Source organism: Flavobacterium sp. CG_9.1 (assembly GCF_015751645.1).
GTDB classification, from domain to species: Bacteria; Bacteroidota; Bacteroidia; order Flavobacteriales; family Flavobacteriaceae; genus Flavobacterium; species Flavobacterium xanthum.
Genome location: NZ_JADOVC010000001.1, coordinates 70,563 through 94,135, shown reverse-complemented (window position 1 = coordinate 94,135; position 23,573 = coordinate 70,563). Strand labels below are relative to the sequence as shown.

Annotated in this window: 29 protein-coding genes; 4 read left to right on the top strand and 25 right to left on the bottom strand. The window is 33.2% G+C overall.

The features are described from left to right. Positions 1–416 precede the first annotated feature (416 nt). Both thiH and IWX83_RS00475 read left to right on the top strand, forming a co-directional pair. Positions 417–1,529: a 2-iminoacetate synthase ThiH gene (gene thiH, locus IWX83_RS00480; protein ID WP_196826911.1), complete on the top strand. Its 1,113-nt coding sequence runs from the start codon at positions 417–419 to the stop codon at positions 1,527–1,529. A 93-nt stretch (positions 1,530–1,622) separates the two neighbouring features. Next, positions 1,623–2,333, top strand: coding sequence for a HesA/MoeB/ThiF family protein (locus IWX83_RS00475; RefSeq protein ID WP_196826909.1), 711 nt, complete (start codon positions 1,623–1,625; stop codon positions 2,331–2,333). Between the two features lie 3 nt (positions 2,334–2,336). Here IWX83_RS00475 and aat read toward each other — a convergent pair whose 3' ends face one another. From aat to IWX83_RS00460, 3 genes are all read right to left on the bottom strand, one after another. Beyond that, on the bottom strand, positions 2,337–2,975 hold the full coding sequence (aat, locus tag IWX83_RS00470) for a leucyl/phenylalanyl-tRNA--protein transferase (protein WP_073352462.1): 639 nt from the start codon (positions 2,973–2,975) through the stop codon (positions 2,337–2,339). A gap of 105 nt (positions 2,976–3,080) precedes the next feature. Next, positions 3,081–3,458 carry a DUF3127 domain-containing protein gene (locus IWX83_RS00465; protein ID WP_073352464.1) on the bottom strand — a complete coding sequence of 126 codons (378 nt, stop codon included), beginning with the start codon at positions 3,456–3,458 and terminating at the stop codon, positions 3,081–3,083. A gap of 29 nt (positions 3,459–3,487) precedes the next feature. Next, a complete protein-coding gene (locus IWX83_RS00460; protein ID WP_132065550.1) occupies positions 3,488–4,363 on the bottom strand; it encodes a flavin reductase family protein in 876 nt (291 codons plus the stop codon). A 174-nt stretch (positions 4,364–4,537) separates the two neighbouring features. Between IWX83_RS00460 and IWX83_RS00455 the strand changes: the two genes are divergently transcribed. Then, positions 4,538–5,686, top strand: coding sequence for a HAMP domain-containing sensor histidine kinase (locus tag IWX83_RS00455; protein WP_196826907.1), 1,149 nt, complete (start codon positions 4,538–4,540; stop codon positions 5,684–5,686). Here the strand turns inward: IWX83_RS00455 and IWX83_RS00450 are convergent. From IWX83_RS00450 to greA, 3 genes are all read right to left on the bottom strand, one after another. Continuing rightward, positions 5,683–6,855 (bottom strand): transglutaminase domain-containing protein, encoded by a 1,173-nt coding sequence (locus IWX83_RS00450; RefSeq protein WP_073352470.1) that lies wholly within the window; start codon positions 6,853–6,855, stop codon positions 5,683–5,685. The two genes, IWX83_RS00455 and IWX83_RS00450, sit on opposite strands and share 4 nt — an antisense overlap. 92 nt (positions 6,856–6,947) lie before the next feature. Continuing rightward, positions 6,948–7,334 carry an HIT family protein gene (locus IWX83_RS00445; protein WP_073352471.1) on the bottom strand — a complete coding sequence of 129 codons (387 nt, stop codon included), beginning with the start codon at positions 7,332–7,334 and terminating at the stop codon, positions 6,948–6,950. Between the two features lie 66 nt (positions 7,335–7,400). Further along, positions 7,401–7,877 carry a transcription elongation factor GreA gene (gene greA / locus IWX83_RS00440; RefSeq protein ID WP_073352474.1) on the bottom strand — a complete coding sequence of 159 codons (477 nt, stop codon included), beginning with the start codon at positions 7,875–7,877 and terminating at the stop codon, positions 7,401–7,403. 162 nt (positions 7,878–8,039) lie between these two features. Between greA and IWX83_RS00435 the strand changes: the two genes are divergently transcribed. Further along, the gene (locus IWX83_RS00435; protein WP_196826905.1) at positions 8,040–8,453 is read left to right on the top strand and encodes a hypothetical protein; all 414 of its coding nucleotides are present in this window, start codon (positions 8,040–8,042) and stop codon (positions 8,451–8,453) included. A gap of 141 nt (positions 8,454–8,594) precedes the next feature. Here the strand turns inward: IWX83_RS00435 and IWX83_RS00430 are convergent, their stop codons facing one another. The 19 genes from IWX83_RS00430 to arfB form a co-directional block, all read right to left on the bottom strand. Continuing rightward, positions 8,595–9,029 (bottom strand): hypothetical protein, encoded by a 435-nt coding sequence (locus IWX83_RS00430; protein ID WP_196826903.1) that lies wholly within the window; start codon positions 9,027–9,029, stop codon positions 8,595–8,597. A gap of 166 nt (positions 9,030–9,195) precedes the next feature. After that, entirely contained in the window at positions 9,196–11,862 is a 2,667-nt protein-coding gene (locus IWX83_RS00425) for a TonB-dependent receptor (protein WP_196826901.1), read from the bottom strand. Then, positions 11,863–12,591: a GLPGLI family protein gene (locus IWX83_RS00420; RefSeq protein WP_255546016.1), complete on the bottom strand. Its 729-nt coding sequence runs from the start codon at positions 12,589–12,591 to the stop codon at positions 11,863–11,865. An 80-nt stretch (positions 12,592–12,671) separates the two neighbouring features. Beyond that, positions 12,672–12,890 (bottom strand): hypothetical protein, encoded by a 219-nt coding sequence (locus IWX83_RS00415; protein ID WP_073352483.1) that lies wholly within the window; start codon positions 12,888–12,890, stop codon positions 12,672–12,674. A gap of 313 nt (positions 12,891–13,203) precedes the next feature. Then, positions 13,204–13,944, bottom strand: a complete 741-nt coding sequence (locus tag IWX83_RS00410; protein WP_255546015.1) for a GLPGLI family protein — start codon at positions 13,942–13,944, stop codon at positions 13,204–13,206. Positions 13,945–14,009: 65 nt separating this feature from the next. Then, a complete protein-coding gene (locus IWX83_RS00405; RefSeq protein ID WP_196826895.1) occupies positions 14,010–14,279 on the bottom strand; it encodes a hypothetical protein in 270 nt (89 codons plus the stop codon). 93 nt (positions 14,280–14,372) lie between these two features. Then, complete coding sequence (locus IWX83_RS00400) at positions 14,373–14,564, bottom strand: hypothetical protein (RefSeq protein WP_196826893.1); 192 nt, start codon at positions 14,562–14,564, stop codon at positions 14,373–14,375. 107 nt (positions 14,565–14,671) lie between these two features. After that, positions 14,672–15,373 carry a GLPGLI family protein gene (locus tag IWX83_RS00395; protein ID WP_196826891.1) on the bottom strand — a complete coding sequence of 234 codons (702 nt, stop codon included), beginning with the start codon at positions 15,371–15,373 and terminating at the stop codon, positions 14,672–14,674. Between the two features lie 81 nt (positions 15,374–15,454). Next, positions 15,455–15,700 carry a hypothetical protein gene (locus IWX83_RS00390; protein WP_066080603.1) on the bottom strand — a complete coding sequence of 82 codons (246 nt, stop codon included), beginning with the start codon at positions 15,698–15,700 and terminating at the stop codon, positions 15,455–15,457. Positions 15,701–16,030: 330 nt separating this feature from the next. Next, complete coding sequence (locus tag IWX83_RS00385) at positions 16,031–16,729, bottom strand: GLPGLI family protein (protein ID WP_255546014.1); 699 nt, start codon at positions 16,727–16,729, stop codon at positions 16,031–16,033. 65 nt (positions 16,730–16,794) lie between these two features. Then, positions 16,795–17,052 (bottom strand): hypothetical protein, encoded by a 258-nt coding sequence (locus tag IWX83_RS00380; protein ID WP_196826887.1) that lies wholly within the window; start codon positions 17,050–17,052, stop codon positions 16,795–16,797. A 104-nt stretch (positions 17,053–17,156) separates the two neighbouring features. Next, positions 17,157–17,840 (bottom strand): GLPGLI family protein, encoded by a 684-nt coding sequence (locus tag IWX83_RS00375; RefSeq protein ID WP_196826885.1) that lies wholly within the window; start codon positions 17,838–17,840, stop codon positions 17,157–17,159. A gap of 136 nt (positions 17,841–17,976) precedes the next feature. Then, positions 17,977–18,174, bottom strand: a complete 198-nt coding sequence (locus tag IWX83_RS00370) for a hypothetical protein (RefSeq protein ID WP_066080618.1) — start codon at positions 18,172–18,174, stop codon at positions 17,977–17,979. A 384-nt stretch (positions 18,175–18,558) separates the two neighbouring features. Continuing rightward, positions 18,559–19,293: a GLPGLI family protein gene (locus IWX83_RS00365; protein WP_196826883.1), complete on the bottom strand. Its 735-nt coding sequence runs from the start codon at positions 19,291–19,293 to the stop codon at positions 18,559–18,561. Positions 19,294–19,347: 54 nt separating this feature from the next. After that, entirely contained in the window at positions 19,348–19,548 is a 201-nt protein-coding gene (locus IWX83_RS00360) for a hypothetical protein (protein WP_066080623.1), read from the bottom strand. 33 nt (positions 19,549–19,581) lie between these two features. Beyond that, positions 19,582–20,301 (bottom strand): GLPGLI family protein, encoded by a 720-nt coding sequence (locus IWX83_RS00355; protein WP_196826881.1) that lies wholly within the window; start codon positions 20,299–20,301, stop codon positions 19,582–19,584. Positions 20,302–20,338: 37 nt separating this feature from the next. Then, on the bottom strand, positions 20,339–20,560 hold the full coding sequence (locus tag IWX83_RS00350) for a hypothetical protein (RefSeq protein WP_066080631.1): 222 nt from the start codon (positions 20,558–20,560) through the stop codon (positions 20,339–20,341). Between the two features lie 195 nt (positions 20,561–20,755). Next, entirely contained in the window at positions 20,756–22,909 is a 2,154-nt protein-coding gene (locus tag IWX83_RS00345) for a TonB-dependent receptor (RefSeq protein ID WP_196826879.1), read from the bottom strand. Between the two features lie 246 nt (positions 22,910–23,155). Next, on the bottom strand, positions 23,156–23,557 hold the full coding sequence (arfB, locus tag IWX83_RS00340) for an alternative ribosome rescue aminoacyl-tRNA hydrolase ArfB (RefSeq protein ID WP_196826877.1): 402 nt from the start codon (positions 23,555–23,557) through the stop codon (positions 23,156–23,158). Between the last annotated feature and the right edge of the window lie 16 nt (positions 23,558–23,573).

Genomic DNA, 23,573 nt, shown 5'->3' with positions numbered 1-23,573 from the left:
AGCCTTTGTCAAAGTTTAAAACTTTGACAAAGGTAAAATGTAATGATACAAACTTAACAATACAAAATAGTCTTTGAAATTACTGTTATGTTTTTATCAAATCGAGCGCAGTCGAGATTACAAACGACCAAATAACAACCTTTCGTGCTTCATTGCAATCATGATGACGTGCTCAACCTGACAAATTTCAATTCTTTTTAACAATAAATTAAAAAGATGAATGGTTAGAGAATGCGTTTTTTCCACGTTTTGCGTGAGGGATAGCAGTGAAAATCCTTTTTTTGTGCCGGTTTTTTCAACCGCTACAAAAAAAGATTGAAACGAATAGCCCGACGGCTGTTTTGAAAATACGGAGAGGAACGAACAGGATTTTCAAAACAGCCGTCACGCCTAAATAATTTTAAATAATTAAAAACATGAACACTTTTAAAACGGTTTTTGAAAATTACGATTGGGATGCGATCAAAACCAAAATATACCAAACCACAGCGCAAGATGTGGAACAGGCATTAGCAAAGAAAAAACGAAATCTAGATGATTTTTTAGCTTTGATTTCACCTGCTGCACAAAATTATTTAGAACCAATGGCTCAAGAATGCCACGAATTAACACAAAAACGTTTTGGCAAAACGATTCAAATGTATGCGCCTTTGTATTTGAGTAACGAATGCCAGAACATTTGTACGTACTGCGGCTTTAGTTTAGATAACAAAATCAAGCGAAAAACCCTCACTGAGGCCGAAATAACATTGGAAGTCGAAGCTTTAAAAAGCGCTGGTTTTGATCATGTTTTACTGGTAACGGGAGAAGCGAATTACACAGTAAATATTCATTATTTTTTAAAAGCCATTGAACAAATAAAAAATGATTTTTCTATCATTTCAATAGAAGTGCAACCGCTTTCGACCGCTGAATATGAGCAATTGCATAAAGCTGGTGTTTATTCTGTTTTAGTATATCAAGAAACCTATCATCAGGAAGTCTATAAAAAGTACCATACTAAAGGAAAGAAATCCAATTTTGATTTTCGTCTGGAAACGCCAGATCGAATAGGCACTGCGGGCATTCATAAAATAGGTTTGGGCGTTTTATTGGGATTGGAGGATTGGCGTACCGATAGTTTTTTTAATGCGCTACACCTAGATTATCTACAAAAAAAGTATTGGCAAACTAAATATTCTGTTTCTTTTCCCAGATTACGACCAGCCGAAGGGGTTATTGAACCCAACTTTATCATGGATGATAAAGATTTAACACAATTGATTTGCGCCTACCGTTTATGGAATGAAGATTTAGAAATCTCCATATCAACTAGGGAGAATGAAAAATTTCGTGATAATATTATTCCAATTGGGATTACAAGTATGAGTGCTGGTTCAAAAACTAATCCTGGTGGTTATGTCGTTGATCCGCAATCATTAGAGCAATTTGAAATTAGCGACGAACGGTCCGCTGCCGAGATTGCAAAAGTCATTTCCAGCAGAGGATACGAACCTGTTTGGAAAGATTGGGACAAAAGCTTTAAATAATTTTAGATTGTTAATTAACGATATTAAAGATTGCTAATTTTTGATTTTTAAAGAAGAAAAAAGATATAAATAGATTTTTTGATAGTAGAAAGAATGAGTGTTATACAAGATTTTTTACGGTACAACAGACAGATGATGTTGCCGGAAATAGGAGATTCCGGGCAAGAAAAACTCAAAAAAGCGAAAGTTTTAGTGATTGGCGCTGGCGGATTGGGATGCCCTATTTTACAATATATCGCAACGGCTGGGGTTGGGACTATTGGAATCGTTGATTTTGACAAAATCGAATTACATAATTTACACCGCCAAATTTTGTATACAGAACAACATGTTGGTCAATCTAAAGCGCTGAGGGCAAAATCAGTTTTAGAAACTTTAAATCCACTGATTGAGATCATCGCTTTTGAAGAAAAATTAACTATTGAAAATGCCAGCAGAATCATCAAGGATTTTGATGTAATTGTGGATGGGAGTGATAACTTTGAAACCCGTTATCTAGTAAATGATACCTGTTTAGCAGCAGGCAAATCATTAATCTATGGCAGTATCTTAAAATTTGAAGGACAGATGGCCGTTTTCATTCACAATGAAAATAAAAATCTTCGCGACTTATTTCCAGAACCACCAAATCCAAAAGACGTGCCCAACTGCAGCTTTAATGGCGTATTAGGCACACTTCCTGGGATAATTGGAACCATGATGGCGCATGAAACGCTGAAATTAATTATGGATTTACCAACTTTAAAAAATGAATTGGTAGTATTCAATAGCTTGGATTGGAGTTTTAAGAAGTTGAAATTCTAAATATTATTCGCTCTTCAATAGTTCCATAAACTCATCGCGTTCTATTTCTCTGCAACCCAAACTTTCAAGATGTGGATTATAAACTTGGCAATCCAATAGTTTGTAATTTTCTTTTATTAATTGGTTCACCAAAGCAATAAAGGCTACTTTGGAAGCATTAGAAACTTTAGAAAACATACTTTCACCACAGAAAACACGACCCAAATCAATCCCGTATAATCCGCCTACGAGTTGCTCATTTTGCCAAACTTCGATTGACTTTGCAATTCCTAGTTCGTTCAGTTTACAATAAGCCTCAATCATATCATTGGTAATCCAAGTCCCATTTTGCCCGTCGCGCTTGATGTTTTGGCAGTTTGAAATTACGTCTCTAAAATTCCGATTGAAAGTAACTTTGAAACTATCTCTATTCAGAATGTTTCGCATACTTTTTGAAACAATCAATTCATCTAGAAATAAAACCATTCTGGGATTTGGTGACCACCACATAATGGGCTCCCCATTTTCAAACCAAGGAAAGATTCCACTGTTATAAGCTAGTAGCAAGCGATCTGATGATAAATCCCCACCAATGGCCAAGATTCCATCGCGATTGGCTTGGGAAACAGGAGGGAAAAATAAATCTGGAGATAAATAATACATTTTTACATTTCAAAAATAAATGGCAATTTCAAAAAAAATAAAAAAAGTCAGAAATTCAAGTAAAAACTCAAACTTCTGACTTATAAGTTCTAACTTTTTTATCTCTTAGAATGGCAAATCGTCAGCTTCTTCTTCGTTTAGGTTGGTTGCTGGTGCAAAAGCTTCAGCAGCCGGCATTGGAGGCATTTGCGCAGAAGTCGCTTCAGTAGCTACTCTTTCTACTCTCCAACCTTGAATTGCATTAAAATATTTAGTTACTCCTTGTGGATCAACCCATTCGCGTCCTCTTAAATTGATAGAAACTTTTACCGCTTCACCAACTTTAAAACTATTCAATAAATCACATTTATCTTGTACAAATTCCACTAAAATATGTTGTGGATATTGTTCTTCCGTGGTTACAACTAATTCTCTTTTCAAGAAACTTCCGCTTCCCACATTTTTTGCATCCCCAAGCATTTTAATTTTTCCTGTAACTTCCATCTTCGTTATTTTTAATGTTATTTATTTTTTTATTTTTTTGCCAAAAGCACTTTCCAAGCAGACAGAACATCCTCTTCGTCCAAATATTTTTTAGCCTCTAAGTGTACTTTATGCTGATCATCAGCACTCAAAACGCCTTTCACAGCAAAATTCTGTTTTACAAATATACTAACTTCTTCCATTGTAGGCAAGGCTTCTATATTCCCCAACATGCCTAAATCATTTCCGTTAAAAACTGGGCTTTCTTTTATAAAATTTGGAATTGCATCCACCCCAATTCCTAAAGTTGACAATGGTTTTGGCACTTCAAAAAGTCCTTGGTTGGATCTGGAATACCAATTCCCTCCTAACCTGGAAACTAAATCGATTTTATATTGATCAATAGCTCCATTTTCGTCTAAAACAGATTCGGAAATATGAATACGTACTACTTCACAAAGTACTAAATTCCCAGCTCCACCCTCGGTTCCCAAAGGAATAATCTGAGTAACTTTGCATTCAAATTGAACAGGAGATTCTTTTACTCTAAAAGGTTTTACGACCTCTGAAGCAATTGGTGTCAAGCCAGATTTTATAAACTCATCTACGCCATCAGCATACTCTGTACTGGCCAGAGAAATTTGCTGCACCATGTCATAATTGACCACATTAATCACTACCTCGCGAGTAGCTTCAACGTTCATTAAGGTATGTTTTATCGAATTATCACGCACCCGTCTTGCTGGCGAAAATATAAGAATAGGCGGATTAGCACTGAACACATTGAAGAAACTAAAAGGCGATACATTAGGATTCCCATTAGCGTCCATTGTACTAGCAAAAGCGATAGGCCTAGGCCCTACAGAACTTTGCAGATACCCCTGTAACTTTGCCGTTTCAATACTTTTAGGATCAATAGTAATCATAATTTTTATTTATTTCTTAAAGATACAAAAGTAGACAATTGAATTAAGTTTAAGAAGCAGTTGTGTAGAAATAGAATGAAATTAGGTTTTAGATATTTCAAAAATAAATTCTTTGATTGAAACTAAAATACAAAAGCTTTTATTTCGTTATATTTATCATTCAAATTTTCATTTATGCAGTTTTCTGAAAGAAGAAATACAACCCGTTGGATTATCATTTTTGCCTCTTTTTTTATAATTTCCTTAATTCTTTGGAACACTTACACTTTTTTTCAAATTTTTAAAAATGAAGAACGCTTAAAAATGAACCTTTGGGCACAAGCCCAAAAAACACTGATTAACGCGGGCGAAAATACAGAAGTCGAACTTCCACTTCAGATTTTCAGCAACAATACTTCGATTCCCATTATACTTACTGAAAATGACAGCATCATAAATACCGTTAATATTGATGAGTCCGTTGTAGAAAACAAGCAAAAAGCAATCGCTTTTTTACGAGACTTAAAAAATGAAAATGAGCCCATTGTAATTGAATATGTCCCTGGAAAATTTCAAAATTTATATTATGGTAATTCTGCTTTACTGAATAAATTAAAGTATTATCCTGTTGCCTTAGTACTTATTATTGTTTTATTTGGAAGTTTGGTTTATAACTTTTATAGGAGTACCAAAATGGCAACGCAAAATAAACTTTGGGCCGGAATGGCCAAAGAAACCGCACACCAGATAGGAACGCCGCTCTCTTCCTTGATTGGCTGGGTCGAACTCTTGAAATCTGAAAATGTAGACGAAAGTACCACATTCGAAATTGAAAAAGACATTGAGCGTTTGCAAACCATAACCGACCGTTTCTCGAAAATTGGTTCCGAACCCAAATTAGAAAACAAAGATATCGTAGCCGAAACACAACAATCGTACGACTATTTGCAATCCCGATTTTCCAAGCAAATTGAGTTTTCATTTAAAGCGCCACAATCGCCTATTATGGTTTCCTTGAACCCCACTCTACACAGTTGGACCATCGAAAACTTAGTAAAAAACGCCATAGATGCGATGAAAGGCAAAGGAAAACTAGCCTTAGAAATTGAACAAGAAGGAGATTATGTAAAAATAAATGTATCAGATACCGGCGGTGGAATTCAGAAAAATCAATTCAAAAGTATTTTCGAACCTGGTTTTACAACCAAAAAAAGAGGTTGGGGATTAGGCCTTTCATTGACCAAAAGAATCGTGGAAGAATACCACAAAGGAAGCATCAAAGTCTTACATTCCGAAATGGGAAAAGGAACGACGATGCAAGTGAGTTTAAAAAAAGCCCTCTAATTTGAAGAAACTCTACTCTGAGTGATTCTAAAAAACATTGTTTTTCTACTGATTTTAGACTTGCTCAAATAGTTTTGCACAAATGAAGCATGTTCATTGGCTTGCGCCAAAGCTTTACTCAGGGATTTTTTGATTGAAGCCACATTAGCTGAATTCTCACTTCCCACAGCACCCACTGCATAAATTGCGTCTTGGCATTTAGCTAGTTTTTCCTGTGGAGTCTGGATCATATTGCTAATTTCATCGTCTGAAAAAGTAGGCTTGAACTGATTGTTTCGGTAATGAACAAAATCATTCAGCATGACAACTGCAAGGTTCATTTCGTTTACAATAACGTTTAATTTCTCGATGTTGGTATTTCTTCGCAAATACTCTAATTTTTTCTTTTTGAACTCAAAACGTTCTAGCACCAAAGCGTTTTTTAATCCGTTTTTTTCTATTCTTTCTGCTGAGGCATACAACTGATCTGCTTCAGACAGTGCATTGTATTTGCTGATTTCTCGTTCAAAATTAAAGTATTTTTTGGATGTATTCATTTGGACTTTTCCTTCGTAAAATTCACTATTAGTTATGGGATAGTGCAGGAATTGCCACAAATAATCAAATGGAATATGCGAGGCAATTATTTTAGCTGGGTCCGCCTTAAAATAAACATTATTTAGTTTTTTAATAAATTGCCCATTATGAACGTATCCGGATCCCCAAGTTGGATCAAACAAATACCATTTATTGTCTACTTTTGCAGCAGTCCAAGCGTGCGCTAATTTTCCTATTGTACCATTTTGCTTATTATAACCTTGAATAATATAGGACTCAATTCCAATTTTATCAGACAGTTCCTTTAAAACGGCAGCATAATGACTGCAAACTCCTTTTCTTGTTTTTAAAGTTCTAGTAATTTTATCTTGCGCTGTTTCACTAAAATTAACGGCATATCTATTAGCTACATCATATCTAATATTTGATGCAGTCCAGAAAAAAGCAGCTCGCATTTTATCAGCCTCTGTTTTAAAATTAGCATTGATATATGCGGCAATTGCTGTTGTAGAAGTAGTCTGATTGGAAGGAATAGAGTTCATTTTAGCGTCGACTAGACTATTTCCTGTACTGCCTTGACCAAAACTTAAAAGTGTAATAAAAAGCGCAAAAAGTATAAAATTATTTTTCATATTGTAGCAGGGACTCAAAGTAAAAGGGAATAGGTTTTCACCTATTCCCTTTTAAACGAAAACCATACCAATTTATTTTATTTGTCCAACTTTTATAAATTCGATTGGATATTTATTGCTAATGCTTCAAATTCATCTTTTGACATGGACACTTTATTTTGAAAACGCATTTCATCCATTTCATTCAGCGGAATCAAGTGAACGTGTGCATGTGGCACTTCAAGGCCAACAACTGCCATACCAATTCGTTTGCATGGAACTGTTTTCTCCAGTGCTACCGCAATTTTTTTAGAAAACTGCATTAGACCGATATACAAGTCCTCTTCCATCTCAAAAATCTTATTGATTTCTTGTTTGGGAATACAAAGTGTGTGTCCTTTTGCATTTGGATTTACATCCAAAAAGGCTAAGAAGTTTTCGTCCTCTGCAATTTTATAACACGGGATTTCTCCGTTAACTATTTTAGTAAATATTGACATAGCTGCTTTGTTACTGTGGTTTATTGTTTAAAATATTAAAGAAGTAACCAGATAGACTTAAAAAAATTAATCTCTTGTGATTTCTAAAATTTCGAATTTTAAAACCCCATTTGGGACTGTTATCTCTGCAAATTCACCTACTGATTTTCCTAATAATCCTTTACCAATTGGCGAAGTAACAGATATTTTTCCAGTTTTTAAATCGGCTTCACTTTCAGCTACCAACGTGTATTTCATTTCCATTCCATTGGTCTGGTTTTTGATTTTGACATTGGACAAAACCAACACTTTAGAAACATCCAGATGTGTTTCATCAATTAATCTAGCGTTAGAATGTACTTCTTCTAGTTTAGCGATACGCATCTCTAGCATTCCTTGTGCTTCCTTGGCAGCATCGTACTCGGCGTTCTCAGAAAGATCGCCTTTGTCTCTTGCTTCGGCTATATCTGCAGATGCTTTTGGACGCATTACGCTTTTTAAATAATCCAATTCTTCTCTTAACTTCTTCAATCCTTCTGCGGTGTAATACGATACTGTACTCATAACTTCCTCATTTATATAAATAGAAAAAATCCCATCAGGACGGGATTTCTTTCCACAAAGATACTATTATTTTTTTTTCGTCTTTAAATATATGTTAATCATATATAATTCAAAGTTAAATAAATTAAATTTGTTTCACTAATACTTTGACACTATTTTAAAATGAAAAAATATTCCTTCTTTTTATTAATTCTTCCTTTACTTTTTTCGTGTAGTGATTCTGGTTTTAACAATACCAATCCATATCTGCCTAATTATAGTTTTACTATGGATATCAATATGAAGTTGCCTTCTTATTCCAATTTAAAGTTTGTAAGTAACTCCGTTGTTATTCCTGCGCTTGGAGTACGAGGCGTTATTATTTTTAATACAGGAAGCGGCTATAATGCATTTGACGCTGCATGTCCCAATCAAGCTTTAAGTTCTTGCTCCACTATGACTATCAAAGGCATCAATGCTATTTGTGGCTGTGACAACATAGAATACAGTTTATTTTCTGGCCAGGGACCATTACAATATCCTTTAAAGCAATATCGGGTTCAAGTAAATGGAGATGTGTTGCGCGTTTATAATTGATTTTATGGGCGTGACAGCAAAAAAAGGGATACGCCTTACAACAGCAATGGCCGTATTTACTTTTTTTGTCAGGCTACTTCCTCCGCCGTGGCTTTTTGTTTCACTATTTTTAAATCAAACTTATTTTTACTGTTAATAACATTATTTTTTGTCAAAAGTATACCGAATCCCAATAAGACCTCTGAGGACTGCATTATCCTCAATTCTAAATACCGGTGTTAGTTCTAAAAGTAGTGCTATTTTTTTTAAATTTTTAATTGGAAAAATCTCCAGAGTCGCAGGAAGCACAAAACTATTTATTTCATCAAAACCTCTAAATGGACTTAAATTAACTCCCAATCCAACCGAAAAACGGTGGTACTCTTTGGTTTCAAAATTATAAAATACATTAGCTTCAATAGGCATTTCTGCAAAATAATAATTAGTAAACACTTTCAGCTCCGCACTAACATCCCTGTTTTTATTAGTATTAAATCCCACCGCATAATTTGAAAACCCGCTCACTGCTATTTGGGAGTGACCAGTGAAGCCAATAAAAAACAAAACGATGATGAGGATAAGTTTGAAGTTTGTCATTTTTACTGTTAGTTTAAAATTTTTAAATAGTGCTATGGTTAGCCTCCATAAAGATCAAAAAAAGAAAATCCGATTTAAGAATTTACTTATTTAATTAACAAAAAATTAACAGGTTTAATTTTATATTTAGCTTCATAACTATCTTGCTTTAATGTGTTTAAATTTATCACAACTTATAACTTACCGAAAACAAAAACACCCTTGGCAATACGAAAGTAGTGCGCTCGCTGATTAAGTAATCCGAGAATGAATAATCGTTTTTGACTTTATTGTCAAAGAGGTTGTTGACTATTACTTCAAAACCAAAAGGGCTATTCTTCTTTTGATAGCGCAATGAAGTATTAGCAATATCATAAAAGTTACTTTGATTGTTGTTGTTTGTGTTTTTGAGATTTTCGTAGCTGATTTTGTAGGTCCAGAACTTAGCAATATTGATATCAAAATCAGAGGTAATGGCATCGGTTTGAAAATTAGATCTGGTTATACCTGAAAACTGACTAAAACCTTTGTTGTACCCAACACTAAAGCCTGGCCATTTTTTATAAGCTGTTTTTAATACAACTCCCATTCTCTGATTGTTTCTGTTATTCGAAGTTTCAATAGTATTGATGGTTTGAAAATAGTTGAACCAACTTAAACTGGTATTGAATCGCAAACTAAAACGGTATATTTTTTTTGTAAACGCGCCATTTACATTGTAATTCGTTTCTGGATTGTCGCTCAAAATAGGCGTGTTGAACTGGTTAATGCCATCCAGCTGAATTTCGTCCCGAATTGTTTGTACTTTTTTGTTTACACTAGCCATTGCGTTCCAAGTAACGCCACGGTATAAATTCATTTTTGAATAGCGCAGGTTTGCGGAATGGTAGCGCTCGTTTTGTAACAACGCATTTCCTTTGTAAACTAAATTGTAATTTTGCAGCGTAAATTGATCCGCCAATTGCGATACTTGCGGAAAACCATTTTCTAATTTGTAAGTAAAATTTAAGGTTTCTGATTTGTTAAACTCATACTCACTGTTCCATTGCGGTTGAAAAAGCGTTTTAGCAAGCGACTGATTTCCTGAATTTTGTTGTGTAATTAAATGATACCAATGCAAATACAATCCCGGTTTATTGGTCCATTTTCCTATTCTGAATTTGTATTCAAGTCCAACGTAGGCATCGTTCAACTGGTATTTTACAGCATTCCCAAAACCGTTCAAAGCAAAATCATTGATTGTTCCATTTGTCAGTAGCTGTTTCTCCGAAGTTTCAAAACGAGAAGCCCCGTAATTGTTTCCTACATTAGTATACAAATGATTGAAATTATCGATAATCCAATAATGCTTGAACAACGCGTCTACACTATTGGTTTTTACCTTTTTAATTTGCTCTATACGGTAGGAGGTATCATCTTGCAACGGAATTAAGCCATCTAAAAACGGCTGATCCGTAAACCAATTGGTTTGTGGGGTGTTGTAATCATACGCTTGGTTGACTACTAATGTGGTGGTATGTGCTAAACTATAGCTTTTGTGCCACTCGACGTATTGTTTTATCGCAGTATTATCAGCTTTGTTGATGGTTTCAAAAACACTGGAATTTAGATTGGTAATTGAGTTGATAGTGTTCGACATCGCATTCGTGCTCGACTGGTATTGTCCGTTGTAATACCATTTCTCTTTCGCGTTTGGCGAATAATCTAGTTTTATATTACCAATTCCAAGCACGGAGCGGTTATCGCAATTTTGTAATTTATTCTCAAAAGCAAAAGCGGTATTTTGCAAGTATTCATTCCTACTTTCGGTTTGAGAAGCCGTCAATACCTTTGAAAAAATAGAAAAACCAGATATAGAAAGCTTAGAAGAAGTATCGTGACTAAAATTGACCGCGCCAAATTGTGAGGTATTCTGAACCACATCTTGATTGTCATTAGCAAAAGAATACAAATTAGTCAATGATTTTCGACCAGAAAGAAACGTACTCATGCCGCCACCAAAACGCATCAAATCATCAAAAGTAAAGGTTCGTTTGCCAATGTTATTCAAGTCGCCTATGAAACTCACATTCGATTTTGGACTGTAATAAAACAAAGCGGCATGTCCTAGATAAAAACCATTGTCCGCATTCCCCACTTCGGCACCGGCTTCGACATCACCAAAAACAAATTTCTTTTTATCGGCTTTTAGTTTTACGTTTATTGCCAGTTCATCGCTATCCGAAACCTGTTTCATAAATCCTACTTCGTTGAAGTGGTCAATGACTTCAATTTTATCTAATGCATCCGCAGGAATATTTTCTACAGCCAATTTAGAGCCACCACCAAAAAAGGATTTGCCTTCTACGAGCATTTTGGTCACTTTTTTGCCTTGCACGGTTACACCTCCGTTTTTATCGACCTCAACACCAGGGAGTTTTTCGAGGATTTCTTTCATTTTGCGTTCATTGCCATTAGCAAAACTTTTCACGTCAAATGTCATGGTGTCTTTTTTGATCACAATAGGTTTGAACTCGTGCTTAATTACAATTTCCTTGAGTTGTTCTCCAGTAGGTTTCAGTTTAAAATCATGCGTGGCAATAGCTGCATCAGCCTCAAGAATAAATATTTCCTCTACAAAACCAATGTACGAAACAGTGATTTCATATTTGACTTCCTTTTCGAGTTCTAAGCGGTAGCGCCCTTTGTTATCAGCAATAGCAAACTTAAGGCTCGCTTTATCTTGTAAAGGTTTAGCGATTACATTTGCAGATTCAAGTGGAATATTGCTAACGTCAGAAACTACTCCTATTATGGTGCGAGTTTGAGAGAAAGAGAGCGTCGTGAAAAATAAAAAAAATAGGATTCTGCGCATTTATTTACTTTTAATTACAAATGCTGCTTGTCTCGCATTGTACTCCTCCTCACTTATCGTTTTACCTTTAGGGAACTCTATCGTGATATTTTTATCGTCACCAATTTTTATGTCAGTCGCCAAGAATACACCAAATAATTCATGTAATTCCAAAATCAATCCAGGTAAACCATAATACTGTTTGGGACCATACCTGTAAGGTAAACTAGGAACAAACCACGCCGTAATGGGCAATGTTTTCATATTACCATCTCTTCCCATATATTTTTTAATATATACCGCTTTATAACATAAGTAGTCCCCTATTTTTTTACTTTCAGTAGATATATCCCATTCTTTTTCTTTTACCTGTTGTGTAATAAGTGTACCGTCTCTACTATATTTAAACATCCCTACGCCTGCACTACTATCCAAATAATAATCATAAGAACTTGAATAGTAACTCGTAGTCATTTTATCATAAAGTTGTTCTCCTTTATCGTCATTAATAGACAAGCTGTTATTACGAACGAATTTCGATTTTGAAGCAGTAAATTCTAATAAAAATGTTTGCTTAGCAAGACTAGCCAGTCTTCCTTCCACCATTTTTTTTCCTCTTTCATCGTTTTCACGGTCATCGTAAACACTAGCAGAAACGACTTTGAAAACAACTGTTCCTGATAATTTTTGCGAATATCCACTATAAAACGAGAACATATATAAACAAAAAAACGCAATTTTACTTATCATAATTAAACTTATATTAAAAAAAACAGCAGCTGTTAAATGATTTTGTTTAAATCCACAGCTGCTATTTTAAATTTTTATTACTATGTGTTTCTATCACATTCCTCTACCAATGATCTGTAATTATCGTGAGCCTCTTCAGGTGGCAATTGGTCCCCTGGATCATAAAGTGCCATTTGGTCCATTGCCCAATTTTCACAATCAGTAAACAAAATTTTATCTACTTTAACTTCTCGAGTTTCTGCAAAACTTGTTGCACTAAACGCAACCACTGCTAGAGCGGTAAATACTAATTTCTTCATTTTTAAATTGGTTTAAATTTATACTTTTTTCTGGTTAACCAACGCAAATATGAAAAAAAAAAAAAATGAATATCCAGAATTTACTTAGATTTTTAACTAAAAATTAACAAATTATTTTTTACAAGAATTGCTGATTCATTCGTAACTTGATGATTGGATTTAGCGATGAGATTTGCAGATTTTAGTGGTTTATTATTATCGTCAGAAACCACGCCGGTAATAGTTCGGGATTGGGAGAAAGAGACCGTTGTAAAAAAAAAGCATTCTGAACATAAATTGAAGCTTGAAAACAAGGTAAAAATTATATTCAATTTTATTGTTTGTCTTTCTCCATTTCTCTTTTTTTACCTATTAACACGCCTCCCATGCTAGATTCGAGTTTTTTATCGTATTCTTCTTTGGTAATCGTTTTGCCTTTTGGAAAGTCTATTTTTATTTCTTCTTCTACCAAATCAATTTTAGTCGCTAGGAAAGTGGCTTTATTTTGTGTCAGTTCTAAAATAAGTCCAGGTAAACCATAAAAATCTATTGGACCATATGGATAAGGCAAATTAGGAGCGAACCACGCGATTACGTCCATATTTTTACTTTGACCTTTAGCACTTGTATAGTAAACTATTTTTTTTGCCTTGTAACTTAGATATGTCCCAATGATTTTAGACTCATTGGTAATTTCCCATCCTGCTGGATCATACTTCTTTTCAATTAGAGTACCATCAGGTTCCTTCAAAACAACTTTCTTTATTATATAATCGACATAAACATCTGAAGATGAATTAATAAAAGTTCGCGCAATTAAATCCGCGTTTTTATCAAAATTAGTGTCATTATTCAATTTCTCGACATATTTAAAACTTGAGCTCTTATTATTAAATAGTAATTGAAATTGTTGATTATTTCCATAATCAACAATTTCTTTAAAAAACTCAACATAAGTTTTATCAACTTCCTTTAAATCAATACCTAACTTTACTTCATACTGTATTTTACCTGCTTGCGACAAAACAATGTTTGACATAAAAAACAAAGTTATTACTAATATTTTATATTTCATGGTGATTTCAGGCTATTGAAAAAGATTAAAAATTGAATGAATAATAATTAGGTAAAAAGTTGAAATTACGAAGAAGTGTAGGATAATTTTCCTTTATACTCTGGATGACATCTACCTATTAAATAATTTAAAAGTGCGGATTCGTTTACAACTTCATAATGCGAAGTTATGTATTCATAACTATTTATTGCCATTTGTTCACACAGATTATCATCAATAACACTCTTGTTTTTACTAACATCAATCTTAACCTCTTCCTTTACTTCCTCCGTTCCTGCCATTGAAACTCCAGTAAACGCTACCACTGCTAGAGCGGTAAACACTAATTTTTTCATTTTTTAAATTGGTTTAAATTTATACTTTTTTTCTGGTTAAATAAAGCAAATATGAGTGAAAAAAAAATGGATATACAGAACTTACTTAAATCTTTAACGAACAATTAACACAATATTTTTTACAAGAATTGCTGATTTACGCGTAACCTGATAATTGTGTTTAGGAATGACATTTACAGATTCTAATGGTTTATTAGTATCGTCAGAAACTACTCCCACAAGACTTTTTGTTTGAGAGAACGAAAAAAAAGAAAAAAGTAATAATAGATATTTAAAGGTATTCATCCAATAATTTTGAGAAAAGATTATAACTGTTTTAATTACCCATTAGAAACTTTACTAAAAAAATAGTTTGTTTTGATTTCAGACTAATACTATTCAAAAAAAGATTTTTAAAATCCATTTAGCTTATTATAGGCTTCTTCTAACTGCTTCTCATTTAATATTTTCAATTTCTCTAACGATTTAATATCAAAAGTAAGATTACTATTTAGCTGAATACTTTTAGCTCCAAAGACCGCATTTCTTACCTGAAGTTCTAAAATTAATCCTGGCAAATTTCCATAACCTACAGGCCCATAAGGATACGGTAATGCTGGACAATACCATGCGACTACTGGATGGTTGAAAACTTTAGTTTCATAACGAACCGTAAAAACATTGGTCGCTTTATAGCATAAATAATTATCTATTAATTTGGTCTCACTTGTTAAAATCCAATTACTTTTCAAAGCTTCTTCTGCGTAAATGTTTTCTCCTAACATTTCCTTTTGAAATAATAATTTTTCTTTCAAACTAAATACAATTCCAACATAATTTGCCATTGCAAGCGTGAACCTTTGTGAAGTGATAGCATCATCACTGTCTAATATTTTTTCACTGTAAAATTTAGAACCATTTTCAGTTATGATTAATTGAAACGTTAGTTTTTTTGCATCTACCATTGACTTTTCAAGCAAACTTTTTAACGTAGCATTATTGTCAAATAATCCTTTTTCTTTTTCTATTTGTAATCCATAGGATATGACAACATTTTGACCTTGTCCATATCCAAGCGTCGTTGACAAGATTAGCATAATGAGAAATATTTTCATTTTGTGGTTATATTAAAAACACACCAAATTCATTGAAAATGGTGTGTTTGAGTTTTTCTAATTCTAATCGAAGCTTTATCTTTATTGTGATATATGAGCTTCCTGTAATCCCAGACACATAAAATAAACAGAATAAGAAGCACTTATTGCCTGATCATGAGTAAAACCAACACTTCTAGCATCCACATATGCTACATATCGCGCTAAATTACAATCTGTTTCGACGACAACTTCTTTTTTAGTTTTAATCTTTTTACTTACTTTTACTTTGCCAGTTTTTGCCATTGCAACTCTACTAAATGCCACTACTGCTAGAGCGGTAAACACTAATTTTTTTATTTTTAAATTGGTTTAAATTTATACTTTTTTTTAGTTAACCAAAGCAAATATGAAAAAGAAAAAAAATGAATATCCAGAATTTACCTCAATTTTTAACTAAAAATAAACAGATTATTTTTTACAAGAATTGCTGATTCATTCATAACCTGATAATTGGATTTAGCTATAACATTTGCAGATTCTAAAGGCTTAACAATAAAGTTAGAAATCACACCTGTAACGGAACCAGATTGATAAAAAGAGAGTGTTATGAAAAAGAAGAAAAATAGAAGTTTGAACATCAAAAATTTATTTATTTATGCTTTTAAAGCAAATAATTTACATACCCATTTGTGCTTTCAGCTTTTTATCGTATTCTTCTTTAGTAATCGTTTTGCCTTTTGGAAAGTCTATTTTTATTTCTTCTTCTACCAAATCAATTTTAGTCGCTAGGAAAGTGGCTTTATTTTGTGTCAGTTCTAAAATAAGTCCAGGTAAACCATAAAAATCTATTGGACCATATGGATAAGGCAAATTAGGAGCGAACCACGCGATTACGTCCATATTTTTACTTTGACCTTTAGCACTTGTATAGTAAACTATTTTTTTTGCCTTGTAACTTAGATATGTCCCAATGATTTTAGACTCATTGGTAATTTCCCATCCTGCTGGATCATACTTCTTTTCAATTAGAGTACCATCAGGTTCCTTCAAAACAACTTTCTTTATTATATAATCGACATAAACATCTGAAGATGAATTAATAAAAGTTCGCGCAATTAAATCCGCGTTTTTATCAAAATTAGTGTCATTATTCAATTTCTCGACATATTTAAAACTTGAGCTCTTATTATTAAATAGTAATTGAAATTGTTGATTATTTCCATAATCAACAATTTCTTTAAAAAACTCAACATAAGTTTTATCAACTTCCTTTAAATCAATACCTAACTTTACTTCATACTGTATTTTACCTGCTTGCGACAAAACAATGTTTGACATAAAAAACAAAGTTATTACTAATATTTTATATTTCATGGTGATTTCAGGCTATTGAAAAAGATTAAAAATTGAATGAATAATAATTAGGTAAAAAGTTGAAATTACGAAGAAGTGTAGGATAATTTTCCTTTATACTCTGGATGACATCTACCTATTAAATAATTTAAAAGTGCGGATTCGTTTACAACTTCATAATGCGAAGTTATGTATTCATAACTATTTATTGCCATTTGTTCACACAGATTATCATCAATAACACTCTTGTTTTTACTAACATCAATCTTAACCTCTTCCTTTACTTCCTCCGTTCCTGCCATTGAAACTCCAGTAAACGCTACCACTGCTAGAGCGGTAAACACTAATTTTTTTATTTATAAATTGGTTTAAATTTATAATTTCTTTTTGCTTAACCAAGGCAAATATGAAAAAAAACGTATTTAAGGAATGTACTTAAATTTTAGATCTATTTTTTTAGAAGTATGTCTTCGTATTCCTTTTCGGAAACTACTTTAAATTCTTTACGCTGCGGCACGAGTATATTTTTGTTTGGTTTTAAATCAATTTTTTTTACTCCAAATAAAATATTTCTAACTTGAAGCTCTAAAATTAAACCCGGCAATCCACCATATCCATTTGGCCCGTAAGAAAGTGGAATTTGAGGACAATACCACGCTATTATTGGAAAATGAAAAACACCTGCACTATTTATCACTGTTTTTACGGCCGTTGCTTTAAAACAAACAAATCCATTAATTTCTTTCGTTTCATTCTCTAAAGTCCAATCTTTTCTCTTGTTCCTTTTGATAAGAAATTTACCTATTTCGCCTTTAATTTCAGAATACGAAAATTCCTCATTCTGGAAAATAACTCCCTCATATCCCGAAAATAATTTGGCATATAAATACCCTTGGTCATCAAGACCTAAACCATCTTTGATAGAAAAAAAAGATTCATTAGAATTAAAAAGCAATTCAAAATTTATAAATGGCGAGTTCTCCATTGCTTTTACATAAGCAACTTTCATCCTTGTTGTTTTTTCAAGTCCTTCAAATGTAGAAATATGAAGCCCATATTCTATTTTCCCATTGTTAATTTGACTCAAACAATTAAAGCTTATCAAAAAGAAAAACAATTGTATTAATTTCATAATTTTAATAGATAGAATTAAGGCTGCCTCAATTTTGATGAAACAGCCTTATATTTTGTTATTTATTCAGCTTTTATTAAAGCGTATTCTTTAATTTCGTAAAGCTAATTTTAGTTTTACTACTCAGAAAACTACCTTAAGCACGAATACTCAATTCTTTCATACAATTACCCCAAGCTACAGCTCCGAAATAAAATGCTTCCTTCTCACTACAACCATTAGACAAACACTCATTTACAGCAGCATCTTGTTCATCCTTGCAAGGATCATCAATAACAATGTTCTCTATTTTTAAATCATTAATTTCATTTTTCTGAACGCAATCGTTAGCCATTGCAATTCCACTAAACGCTACCTCTGCTAGAGCGGTAAATACTAATTTTTTTATTTTTAAATTGGTTTAAATTTATACTTTTTTTATGGTTAACCAAGGCAAATATGAGTGAAAAAAAAATGAATATACAGAACTTACTTAAATTTTTAACGAAAAATTAACAAAATATTTTTTACAAGAATTGCTGATTTACTCGTTCAAATTTACACTTTACCTCATTATAATTGTGTCTTGCAATAACATTATCCGATTCTAGTGGTTTATTCGTATTGTCAGCAACCACACCGGTAATAGTGCGGGATTGAGAGAAGGAGAGGGTTGTAAAAAAAAAGCATTCTGAACATAAAGTGAAGCTTGAAAACAAGGTAAAAATTATATTCAAATTTATTGTTTGTCTTTCTCCATTTCTCTTTTTTTACCTATTAACACGCCTCCCATGCTAGATTCGAGTTTTTTATCGTATTCTTCTTTTGTTACTGTTTTTCCTTTTGGAAAGTCTATTTGGATTTCTTTTTCAAATAATTCTATTTTTGAAGCTATAAATGTTTTCTCATCCTCTGTAAACTCTAAAACAAGTCCTGGCAAACCAAAAGCACTTTTTGGGCCATAAGAATAAGGTAAACTTGGGGCAAACCAAGAAATTACCTCTCTTACTTTGGGATCTCCTTTTCTACTAATATATGGTATCTTTAAAATTGCTTTGTAACACAAGTAATTCCCTATATATTTAGATTCACCAGTTATTTCCCAATTATTTTTCTCCATTTTACCCTCGATTAGCGTTCCGTCACTCAATAATGAAACTTGACTTTTTTGGGTAAGATTGGTATAAGTGTCAGGTGAAGTAAATGCTGTTCTGGCTATATTATTTATTTTCCGTTCATAATCAGAACTATAATTCATTGTCTCAATCAATAAAAATTTCGATTGTAATTTATTGAAAATTAGTTCAAATTCCTGTTTATTAGCGTAATCAACCATTTTTATAACAAACTGTTTCGTGTTTTCAGATGGATTCCCTTCCAATTTTAAAGGCACATAAAACTTATATTTAACTTTACCCGATGATTGTGTGTAGGCTGTAGTTACTAACATTAAACATAGACATAAAAATTTCATAGTTTTAATAATTTAAACGCTTCAAGAAGATGTCTTGAAGCGTTATTTATAATTTTAATGACATAAACCTATTAAATCATTCAGTAACGCCAAATTGTCGGACCCACTACCCATAACTCCTTCATAAATATCAACTGCTTTTTCTTCACAAGTTTTTTCCGCTACTTTTTCTACATTTAATGAGTTGGTTTTTACTTCCTCCGTTTTTGCCATTGCAACTCCATTAAACGCTACCACTGCTAGAGCGGTAAACACTAATTTTTTTTATAGACAACCAAATGAAATAAATCATTTGACAGTAGCTGCCGTATTAGCATCTGTTAATTTAATTATTTTGTAAAATTCATTTTCGGATATTATTTTATGGTTCACTTCCTTTAATGTTACTTTCAAATTATTATTTAGTTCTATTTTTGAAGCCAAATATGTAATTTTATCATCTTGTAACTCCAAAATTAACCCTGGTAAATCTCCAAATTCTTTGGGACCGTTTCTTACAGGAATTGCAGGGCAGTACCAAGCTTCAACAATATGAAGTGGATTCCTTTGCTTCAATCTAAGTAGTTTTTCTCTTGTAGCCTTAAAACAAGTGTAACCATTAATTATCTTTTGCTCTTTTCGCAATTCCCATTGGGCTACTGAGTCTAGCTTAACATAAAAAATTTCATCTGAAAAATCAACTTTTTTAATGATCGTTTTTTGCTGTTCATCTTTAAAAAACTCAGCATTTCCAGCAAAAGCTCTCGCTAGTCTAGCCGGTTTTTCATTAAAATCTAACATTGATTCTAGATAAAAATGAGACTTTTGATCTTTTACTATTAACATGTAACTCAATCTTGTTAGTGCATCATCTATCCCAACAAATGAATTAGCTACTTTACTCTTGACTACATCTTGATTTTTTTCTAATGATCCTCCTGTAGGTGTAATTGAATATGTAATTCGGACGTTATTTTGAGCAATTGCCGCCAAACCATTTAACAATAAAACTAAATATAAATATTTCATATAAAAAAAATTAACCTGGTAAAAACTGGTTATTAAGCTAATTTAATACCTTACTTTCTTTACAGGCAGCAAAGGCTTCTTTAGCAGCATTATACTCTAACCCTAAATCTTGGAATTCTTTATAAGTTTCGTGATAAACATCGGTACAATTATCTGCAACAAAATCTATTGTCACCTCTTCTTTCACTTCTTGAGTTCCTAACATTGCAACTCCACTAAATGCCACCACTGCTAGAACGGTAAATACTAATTTTTTCATTTATAAAAGTATTTCCTTGGGTGCCAATAAAACTTAAACATCCTCCTTCATCTCTATTTAAAAAAATACGTCATTCCTTAACATTACAAGATTAGGTAAATTTTATCGTCTAAACAATACCCACGACAAAAACAGAAAAACAAAAAAAATCCAGTGCTTTGCAACACTGGATTCCAATTATCAACAAATACTTTTCTAAAAATTCAACGTCATCCCCAATAAGAAATTAATTCCCGCTTGCGGATAATAATATGGATAAACATCATACATGTATCCGTTAGAAACGTATTTTTTGTCTAAGAAGTTATTCACTAAACCCGTAAAAACAATTTCTTTGAAGACTGTTTTAGGTTTAAAAGTGTAGGCAATGTTCAAGTCATTCACAAAATAATCGGCCAACTTTGCCGCTGGCAATTCGATATTATTCATGTATTGTTCGCCTACAAATTTTTGCAACCAGGAGATATGAAGATTTTCAATAGGTGTGTAAACCAATATATTTCCTGCAATAACGGATGGTGAATACGCAATATCAGTAGTTCCATAATTTTGCCCTGCAACAGCTAAATCAGTATTTTTATTAGCACTCAAGGTAAAATTTGGACGGATAATAAATTGATCGGTTACTGCAATTGTGGCATCAATTTCCAGTCCTAGTCGGTAACTTTTTTCGCTGTTAGAACGTATTGGAGCCCCTACATCATCCAGATTTCCGGTTAAGATCAACTGGTCTTTGTACGCCATATAATACACATTTGTATTGAATTGTACTTTCTCAGCAACATGCCTCCAACCCAATTCAAAGTCATTCAACTTTTCTGGCTTCACATTACCACCTTCATAATCACCTCTATTGGGTTCTTTGTTTGCTCTCGCATACGAAAAATACAAAGCGTTATTCCCATTGACATCATACGTTAATCCTGTCTTTGGATTAAAAAAATTAAAGGTATCATCTACCAAATTTACCTGAACACCATCAGCTTTGTAATTTACAGATCGAAATTGCAAATCTCCAAATAAACTTAATTTATCAGTGATTTGATAATTGGCTTTTGCAAAGATATTTCCATCAGTTTTAATGGCATAATCATCATAATATTTGTCTCCAAGCTCACTTTGAGATGCAAATCTCGCCCAAATCACTTTACCAAAATGGCGGCCTTCATACTTGTTCCAGCCACCACCAAAAATGACATCTAATTTTGTGTCCTTATAGTTGGCTGAAAATGTAGTTCCATAGAAATCATTATCCAACCACTTTTGACGAATTAAATCGGTTCTATTAATTGGTGTTGCATTGTTAACAATTGGTGTCAAGCCGTAACTAGAAAATTTAGCATCTTCTTTATAATTTTCAAAAAAACCTTTCCCTTTTGTATAATGCAACGCAAAATTAGTACTCCAATTTTCAGATATTTTCTCATTCCAATGCAATTGCGAGTGATCTTGCTGGTAATTATCGGTTTCATTATCGTAAAAACGAGCGTTGCCTTGTTCATCCGTGAAAGCACCTGCTGAATTATAGGTGCGATCCCTGTTCAGCGTTTCGCCGTCTATTCCGTTCCAAGATTGATACGTCTTCTCCGTTCCTCCAAAAACTAAGGCTTTTATCAACGTGGTTTTGCCCACATACGTTCCTTGCAGAAAATAGGATTTCAAATCAGAGGCACCACGATCCACAAATCCGTCCGATTTAATGGCAGACAAACGACCTGCAATTTCAAAATGATCATTCATCAATCCAGTACTGAATTTCACCGTGTGTTTTCGAGTGTTAAAACTTCCAAGCGAGTTTGAAATTTCCCCTGTACTTTCGTTGGCAAAATTATCTGTCAACATGTTTAAACTGGCACCAAAAGCTCCCGCACCATTGGTAGACGTTCCCACACCACGCTGCAATTGTAAACTTTGAAGCGAAGAAGCAAAATCAGGCATGTTTACCCAATACGTGCCATGACTTTCGGAGTCATTGTAAGGAATACCGTTAATCGTTACATTTACTCGCGTTGCATCACTACCACGAACCCGAATTCCAGTGTATCCTACGCCATTACCAGCATCAGAAGTGGTAACAACAGATGGCAAATAATTCATCAAAATAGGAATGTCTTGCCCTAAATTTCGGAATTTAATATCCTTTTTGTCCAAATTGCTAAAACTGACTGGTGTTTTATTGGTCACACGCACTGCTGAAACTAATACTGCATCCAGTTGGTTTACTTTGGTAGTGTCTTTAACTTGTGAAAAGGCGAAAAAAGAAGAAAGAGAAAAGAGAATAGACGTTAAAAAAGCTACACTTGACGCCTTTGTGTCTTTATGGCACGAAAAATTGAAAATAGTATTCATCCGTAAAAAGATTACGAATAAAAGGGGGAATTATTCTTTTTGTTAAATTAAAAAATGATTGTTTCCTATGACAAATAAAGTAGCGTGCACACTATTAGTTTGTCATTTTTTCCCTTGACAACATTACTTGTCCAGGTTCGTTGGGTATAATCTCAGCTCGTTATTTAGAGCACCCCTTTGAGACGGGGCAAATATAATTCTTTTGTTTAAAGTTCCAAGTATAACTTTTAAACTTTTTATCAAAAATCAAAAATCAGGTTTTCTTCGGTTTTTCTTAACCTCTGAAATGCTCTTCTTATCCTTAATTCGTTTTCGAATAACCGATTTTGGAATCTTTGTTGGTTTGCGCACTTTTGGAACCTGCAATGCCGTTTTTATCAGTTCTAGAAATCGCTTGGTGACTATTTCTTTATTCCTAAACTGGCTTCTGTCTTCATCACAATTCAATATTAAAACGAGATCAGCAGTTAATCTAGAGGATAATTTGGTTTCAATCAAAAGTTTTTCAGCTTCGTTTAGCGCTTGAGAATGATGTAAATCAAAAGTCAATACCACCTTAGAGGATACTTTATTTACGTTCTGCCCACCCGCTCCACTGCTGCGGACGGCTTTATAGCTTAATTCGGATATGATTTTTTCTGTTTCCATTTATGCTGTCCCAACA